Genomic DNA, 6,000 nt, shown 5'->3' with positions numbered 1-6,000 from the left:
CGATTGTCTTCCCCACGCAGGTGGGGGTGTTTCTACAACATCCATGCAAGCGGCAAAGAATACAAAGTCTTCCCCACGCAGGTGGGGTGTGTTTCCTCTTTAATCGAATTCCATAACGGTGACGTTAAGTCTTCCCCACGCAGGTTGGATTACAGAGTTTTATATAGGCTTAATCTTTGAGTTATCAGTGAGCCGGATATGGAAATGACGGATAAGTTAGGAAAGTTATTGCGAATTAAATGTTGAATTTACTGAATAGAGGGGCGATATGATGATTCTACTACAGGGTTATTTGCTTGGGGCTGCGCTGGTGGCGTGCGGCTTGCTGTGGGTGATGGTCAGGCACTTGGATAAGCATGATTGGCAGTGGGACAAAGGCGACATCTGGTTTCATTTTGTGTTTATGGTGTTGTTCTGGCCTTTAATGCTGTTTGGTTGGGTAAAACAGGGCAGGCCTAATTGGGCTGATTGGCTGAAACCTACGGCTAATCGTGCCGATTATTACCGAGAAATGGAACGTGCCTATCGAGAACTGAAAACCTGTGGCGCTTATGTTAGCTATAAACCTAAACCAGAGGGGATTTGTGACAACAGCTACGGTGAGTTTATTTTTCCTAGCGCTTTGCTTGAGAAGCAGTTAATTGAGCGACTGCGTCAATCGCCTCATCTACAAGGCAATGATGAGGGGAAACTGTTGGCTTGGGTGCAAAGCCGTGATGAGTCGCTGCAAGAGCCTGTCGATGTGCCGCCAATGTGGTCGAGGTTTTCTTACTTGGCGGATGATTTAATTGCACACAATATCGGCCTTGTACGCTGTTCTGTCTGCCATGACGAAATTGAAACGGGTCAACTTCAAGAGAAATCGGTCAACCTTTGTGGGCGTGTAGAGCGGAAGTATCTCTGCCCCAATGGTCATGCTCTGCTTGCTTTTGAATTGATGAGGTTTACTTATTCAAGCCGCTAATTTGGGCTCAAAATCCCCTAAAAATGCGCAAATACACTCTCACGATGTGTACTTTTTTAATTTTGAAACGGTGACGAAAAAAGTGACCAGTAGTGATGGTTTTTGTTTATGTGATTGTTTGTAATATGATTTTCAGAAGTGATCAGTAAAATTTGCGCAGTTTAAAAGTGATCAGTTCAGATGATCAGTAAAAGTGATCACTGGAACTGATCACTTTTGCATTTTTCAGTGTTTTTGCTTGAGTTGTCGTTTTCAAAAGCTGGCTGCGACCGTAGCTATTTCGCGAAGGGCTGCGGCTTTTGGTGTCGTTTTTGGCGAAGTAGCTTAGTCGAGTTAGCAGGGATGGCCATTCCTTATCGAAGCCATAGCGATTAACTTTGTAGATTCTATTTTTGACCTGATAACTAAAATTGCGCTCGTCTTGCTGCTTCCAAAGTGTGTTGGCGAGTGTATCTATGGTGCCGCTGTGCTGGCAGCAATGACCACTGATAAATACGGCCAGATGATAGTGTTGTTTATCCCTGCCACTCTGTTCACGAATCCAGAAGTAACCGATATTGGGCGTGTTGTAATGTTTCTGCAAAGCTTGCATCAGCTTGATGAGGAATGTGCTTAATTGCTGGTTGTTGTCACTGGGCTGATTCTGGTGAAGTTGTAGGATGACCCCGCAAAACTTGGAATAGTGATTTCTCCAACTTTTTGCCAAATCAAAACTGGATTGGAGGATGTTTTGATCAACACCTGTTGCGCGGTGGAAAATTTGATACACCTGATCACCGTGACGGTAAAGCGCTAGTTTGGATTTAGTCGGGTGAAGAAGGATGCGAGCTCTCATAACAATATCTTTATACCTGCGAACTTTGTCGCCAGTATTTCACGCAGTGCCGCGTTTTTACTGGGTTGTTCTCATTTGTGCTTATCTAGAAACTTCGTGTTTTTATAGACAATTCCGGCCTAAAGCGGACATCAGTATATAAAAAAGGGCGATTAATGCCCTTTTTGACTTTTTTGCCACTCTAGGATTGTAGTTAGAAGCCATCCACCATTATTGCCACCTACGGTACGCATAGGCTCAGGTAAGCGCTTATCCTTGACCATGCGATGGATTGTGCGCTCATTGACATGCAGCAGATTGGCGAGCTCTTTTTTGCTGATGATGTGTAGTGGCATTGCCGCCTTATTACACTGACGAGAGAGATCGAAGGTCATTATGCTTCTTCCGAATATTGGCCTGCTTGTTTGTCTAGCCACTGTGTAAGGTCAGAAAGTCGCCAAACGACGGAACGGCTACCTAACTTGATACGAGGAGGGAAGCGACCTTCTTTTTCAAGCTTCCAAGCTTGGCTGCGTGAAATGGCGGTGATACGGCGACGTTCTGCTTCTCGGACAAATCGGTCACAAGAGAGTTGGTTAGGTTGGGTGAGTTTTTCTATGGCAGTCATACTGTGCTCCGTGGTTGAGGTTCGTATATAGGCTGCCATAGAGGTTTTAATTATTCATGTCGATCGCTATGCCAAAGCGGGTTCAGGGTAAAATTCGATAAGTTTTGAGGCAATAAACTGATCAACTAGGATTTCTGCGCCCTTGCCACTTTTTGATTCACAATAGCTCCCTCCTTCAAGTACCGCTCTCAAACCTTCCGCTAATTTTCTCTCGGAACGTTGGAGTAATGGTTTTAGGGCAGGGGGAGTGGGGTGCATTTTAGATACATGCTCAACTAAACGCTCTACAAATAAACCGATAGCGACAATGACACTGCTCTGGTGACTAAAAAACGCTTTTGCTATAGGAATGATGACGTCGAGAGCCCGGTTTGTATGTGGCTTCTTTGAAGTGATACCCGCCCATTTTTGCTTGATCAAAATCGTCAGCTCTTTCTTGGTCGCTTCATCTAATGATTGGTTGAACATGCACATTTGGTGAAACCTGTCGGACCTATCTAAGGAGATGCACAGTTTGTTTGTCGAGCTAGCATCATGGCTGTAGCCCAGTGCATCAGCAGTCTCAATGACAAATCGCTCTACAGGATTACAAGAACGCTTCCATGTGTTAGGTCTTAAAAAAAGATCCTCAACTAGACGAAGAGGTTCTCGACTTCCTAATCCTGAGATAATCACCATTGCTCGTTCAATTAGTGATGACATAGACAGTACCCGTGTTCATTTGGTTTTCAAAGTAGCTAATTGTTCCCATTAGTAATGGTTATTTCAGTGATCTGGATGCCGAAATTGAATAAATTATTTATGGATTTGTTTTTGTTAGTTGTTGTTTTGTATGATTATTTATCCTAATTTACTCTAGAATCCTCTAGAATCCTCTAGAATCCTCTAGAATCCTCTAGAATCCTCTAGAATCCTCTAGAATCCTCTAGAATCCTCTAGAATCCTCTAGAATCCTCTAGAATCCTCTTAGATCACTTGGTTAACCTTAATCATTGTGCTTTGACGGCTTTTGCTTGAACAAAATGGAGGCTTGTTGGTAAAGGCTCTAAACGATGGGTCTTTAAAAGTCTGTCAGTAAGATTTAGATGGTGAGGGGGAATTAGGAAAACGTCTGGGGTACATATGGGGGTACATATAACAAAAAAGTCGCTCTCCATTAATGAAAAGCGACTTTAAAATCAGCTAGTTAACTAATGTTAATTAGTTCATGCCGTATTTTTTCAGTTTCTTACGAAGAGTGCCGCGGTTGATACCCATCATAGTTGCTGCGCGAGTTTGGTTACCGCGAGTGTATTGCATGATGGTGTCCAGAAGTGGTTGTTCAACTTCAGCTAGAACTAATTCATACAGTTCAGTCACTTCTTGGCCATTCAGTTGAGCCAAGTAGTTTTTAAGAGACGCTTTAACAGAGTCACGCAGTGGCTTTTGCGTGATTTGGTCTTGTGAAGTTACGGTAGTAACGGTTAAAGCTTCTGAAGTCAGATTTTGTTCGAACATATTCGGTCTAGCTCTTCTCTTAATTATGATGCAACGTTATCAAAATACCCTTCGAGCGCATCGAGTTGCTGGTCAGCAGTCTCAATGGCGTTGAAGGTACGGCGAAACGCACTCGCTTGTTCATGCTCTTGCAGGTACCAACTCACGTGTTTGCGCGCAATTCGTGGGCCTAAGTACTCTCCATAAAACTGATGGAGTGCGGTTACATGACCAAGCATGATGTCTTTCACTTCCGAAATTGGAAGTTCTGGCATTGTGGTGCCGTGTTCCAAAAAGTGTTGGATTTCCTGAAAAATCCATGGTCGTCCTTGGGCAGGACGGCCAATCATTAAAGCGTCTGCACCGGTGTACTCCAGTACGTAGCGTGCTTTCTCCGGGCTATCGATATCACCGTTAGCGATAACCGGAATGCTCACAGCCGCTTTGACCGCTTTAATGCTGTCGTATTCCGCCTCACCTTTGTACATGCAGGCACGAGTTCGTCCATGGAGAGCCAGTGCTTGTATGCCGCAGTCTTCGGCTAATTGAGCAATCGAGAGACAGTTTTTATTGTCTGTATCCCAACCCGTTCGGGTTTTGAGTGTGACTGGCACATTCACTGCATTCACTACCGCTTTCAAGATGTCTTCAATCACATCCGGATAGCGCAGCAGTGCAGAGCCCGCGAGCTTTTTATTTACTTTTTTGGCTGGGCAGCCCATGTTGATATCGATGATTTGCGCACCGTTTTCAACGCTGAACTGCGCTGCTTCGGCCATCAGCTGTGGATCGCTGCCCGCAATTTGTACTGAGCGAATGCCCGATTCGCCTTCATGTACCATGCGGTTTTGCGATTTGGCCGTTTTCCACAACGCAGGATTGCATGACATCATTTCACTGACCGCCATTCCTGCCCCGTAGCGTAAACACAACTCTCGAAAGGGTCTGTCGGTGACACCCGCCATCGGGGCGACGATCAGATTGTTCTTAAGTTGATGATTTCCGATTTTCAAAACGTCTTCACAGCTTCGTACCAGCAAGGGCGCGCATTTTACGCATTTTTTTGATGCCTGAAAAGACTAATATTTGAGCATTGGCAAATTGTTTTGCCAAATAGTCGATTTATCAGTCAATTAGGCCGCAAAGTCTTATCTAGCCTAGCTTGCGGCCAGAAATGCGGCACCATTCGCTCTTCTCTGCGATTGGGTCAAGTTCCAGATCGTCACGGTAAAATTCCGCCACGCTTTCGGCTTGCGTATCCAGAATGCCAGACATGGCCAGTTGGCCACCGGGCTTCAGGAGTCCTTTGATGGTGGGCGAAAGCTCACGCAGTGGGCCAGCCAAAATGTTCGCGACCACCACGTCAGCCACCAAGCCTTCGGGTTGATCTTTTGGCAGATAAACTTCGATTTGATCTTCCACGCCGTTACGCGCAGCGTTGTCTTTGGACGCGAGTAGAGCTTGTGGATCGATATCAATCCCGATCACTTTTGCGGCACCAAGCTTGATGGCGGCAATCGCCAGAATGCCCGAGCCACAACCAAAATCGATCACGGTTTTGCCAGTCAGGTCGAGGTTATCCAGCCACTCTAGGCACAGTGCGGTGGTTGGGTGCGTGCCGGTACCAAAAGCCAAGCCCGGGTCGAGCATCACGTTCACCGCTTGTGGGTCTGGCACTTCACGCCAGCTTGGGCAAATCCAGAGGCGACGGCCAAATTGCATTGGGTGGAAGTTATCCATCCATTCGCGTTCCCAGTCCTTATCTTCCACTTGCTCCACTTTGTGAGCAAAACCTTCAGCCAGCATGTTGCTGGCTTTGATTTGCTGAAGGATCAGCGAGGTATCCATATCCGCTTCGTACAGTGCGACGACATCGGTATCACCCCATAGGCGGGTTTCGCCCGGTAGAGGTTCAAATACAGGGGTATCTTTGGCATCGAGGAAAGTGACTGACACAGCACCAGTTTCTTCCATCAGCATATCGCCAATTGCTTCTGCATTGTCGTTGGTCGCATTGAGTTTAATTTGAATCCAAGGCATGGCTTAAGATCTCATCGGGTTTAGATTGGCGCAGAGTGTAGCAGATTTGCCACTGATGTTCAGGCCAGAAAGTGGGCG

At 45.9% G+C, this 6,000-nt stretch carries 8 protein-coding genes; 1 reads left to right on the top strand and 7 read right to left on the bottom strand.

What is annotated here, in order from left to right; all coding sequences use genetic code 11:
* Positions 1–268 precede the first annotated feature (268 nt).
* On the top strand, positions 269–964 hold the full coding sequence (locus tag T411_RS0117890; RefSeq protein WP_000973003.1) for a hypothetical protein: 696 nt from the start codon (positions 269–271) through the stop codon (positions 962–964).
* Positions 965–1,148: 184 nt separating this feature from the next.
* Here the strand turns inward: T411_RS0117890 and T411_RS0117885 are convergent, their stop codons facing one another.
* From T411_RS0117885 to prmA, 7 genes are all read right to left on the bottom strand, one after another.
* Positions 1,149–1,733: a YagK/YfjJ domain-containing protein gene (locus tag T411_RS0117885; RefSeq protein ID WP_012034315.1), complete on the bottom strand. Its 585-nt coding sequence runs from the start codon at positions 1,731–1,733 to the stop codon at positions 1,149–1,151.
* Positions 1,734–1,951: 218 nt separating this feature from the next.
* Positions 1,952–2,173 carry a helix-turn-helix transcriptional regulator gene (locus T411_RS0117880; RefSeq protein WP_000141836.1) on the bottom strand — a complete coding sequence of 74 codons (222 nt, stop codon included), beginning with the start codon at positions 2,171–2,173 and terminating at the stop codon, positions 1,952–1,954.
* The gene (locus T411_RS0117875) at positions 2,173–2,406 is read right to left on the bottom strand and encodes a helix-turn-helix transcriptional regulator (protein ID WP_000125077.1); all 234 of its coding nucleotides are present in this window, start codon (positions 2,404–2,406) and stop codon (positions 2,173–2,175) included. Before T411_RS0117875 ends, T411_RS0117880 begins: the two co-directional genes overlap by 1 nt.
* A gap of 66 nt (positions 2,407–2,472) precedes the next feature.
* Complete coding sequence (locus T411_RS1000000121455) at positions 2,473–3,108, bottom strand: hypothetical protein (RefSeq protein WP_228376615.1); 636 nt, start codon at positions 3,106–3,108, stop codon at positions 2,473–2,475.
* A 498-nt stretch (positions 3,109–3,606) separates the two neighbouring features.
* Positions 3,607–3,903 carry a DNA-binding transcriptional regulator Fis gene (gene fis / locus T411_RS0117865; protein WP_000462885.1) on the bottom strand — a complete coding sequence of 99 codons (297 nt, stop codon included), beginning with the start codon at positions 3,901–3,903 and terminating at the stop codon, positions 3,607–3,609.
* Between the two features lie 23 nt (positions 3,904–3,926).
* Positions 3,927–4,895: a tRNA dihydrouridine synthase DusB gene (dusB, locus tag T411_RS0117860; RefSeq protein ID WP_001911136.1), complete on the bottom strand. Its 969-nt coding sequence runs from the start codon at positions 4,893–4,895 to the stop codon at positions 3,927–3,929.
* Positions 4,896–5,034: 139 nt separating this feature from the next.
* Positions 5,035–5,922 (bottom strand): 50S ribosomal protein L11 methyltransferase, encoded by an 888-nt coding sequence (gene prmA, locus T411_RS0117855; RefSeq protein ID WP_001145807.1) that lies wholly within the window; start codon positions 5,920–5,922, stop codon positions 5,035–5,037.
* Between the last annotated feature and the right edge of the window lie 78 nt (positions 5,923–6,000).

It is taken from the genome of Vibrio cholerae ATCC 14035, from assembly GCF_000621645.1.
Classification (GTDB): Bacteria; Pseudomonadota; Gammaproteobacteria; order Enterobacterales; family Vibrionaceae; genus Vibrio; species Vibrio cholerae.
The sequence above is the reverse complement of the archived record's forward strand: the minus strand, read 5'-3'. Positions and strand labels throughout refer to the sequence as shown.

Excerpts from the sequence above, each read along its gene's own strand:
- T411_RS0117890 (WP_000973003.1), top strand. The coding sequence starts at position 269 with ATGATGATTCTACTACAGGGTTATTTGCTTGGGGCTGCGCTGGTGGCG.
- T411_RS0117880 (WP_000141836.1), bottom strand. The coding sequence starts at position 2,173 with ATGACCTTCGATCTCTCTCGTCAGTGTAATAAGGCGGCAATGCCACTA.
- T411_RS0117875 (WP_000125077.1), bottom strand. The coding sequence starts at position 2,406 with ATGACTGCCATAGAAAAACTCACCCAACCTAACCAACTCTCTTGTGAC.
- T411_RS1000000121455 (WP_228376615.1), bottom strand. The coding sequence starts at position 3,108 with ATGTCATCACTAATTGAACGAGCAATGGTGATTATCTCAGGATTAGGA.
- fis (WP_000462885.1), bottom strand. The coding sequence starts at position 3,903 with ATGTTCGAACAAAATCTGACTTCAGAAGCTTTAACCGTTACTACCGTA.
- prmA (WP_001145807.1), bottom strand. The coding sequence starts at position 5,922 with ATGCCTTGGATTCAAATTAAACTCAATGCGACCAACGACAATGCAGAA.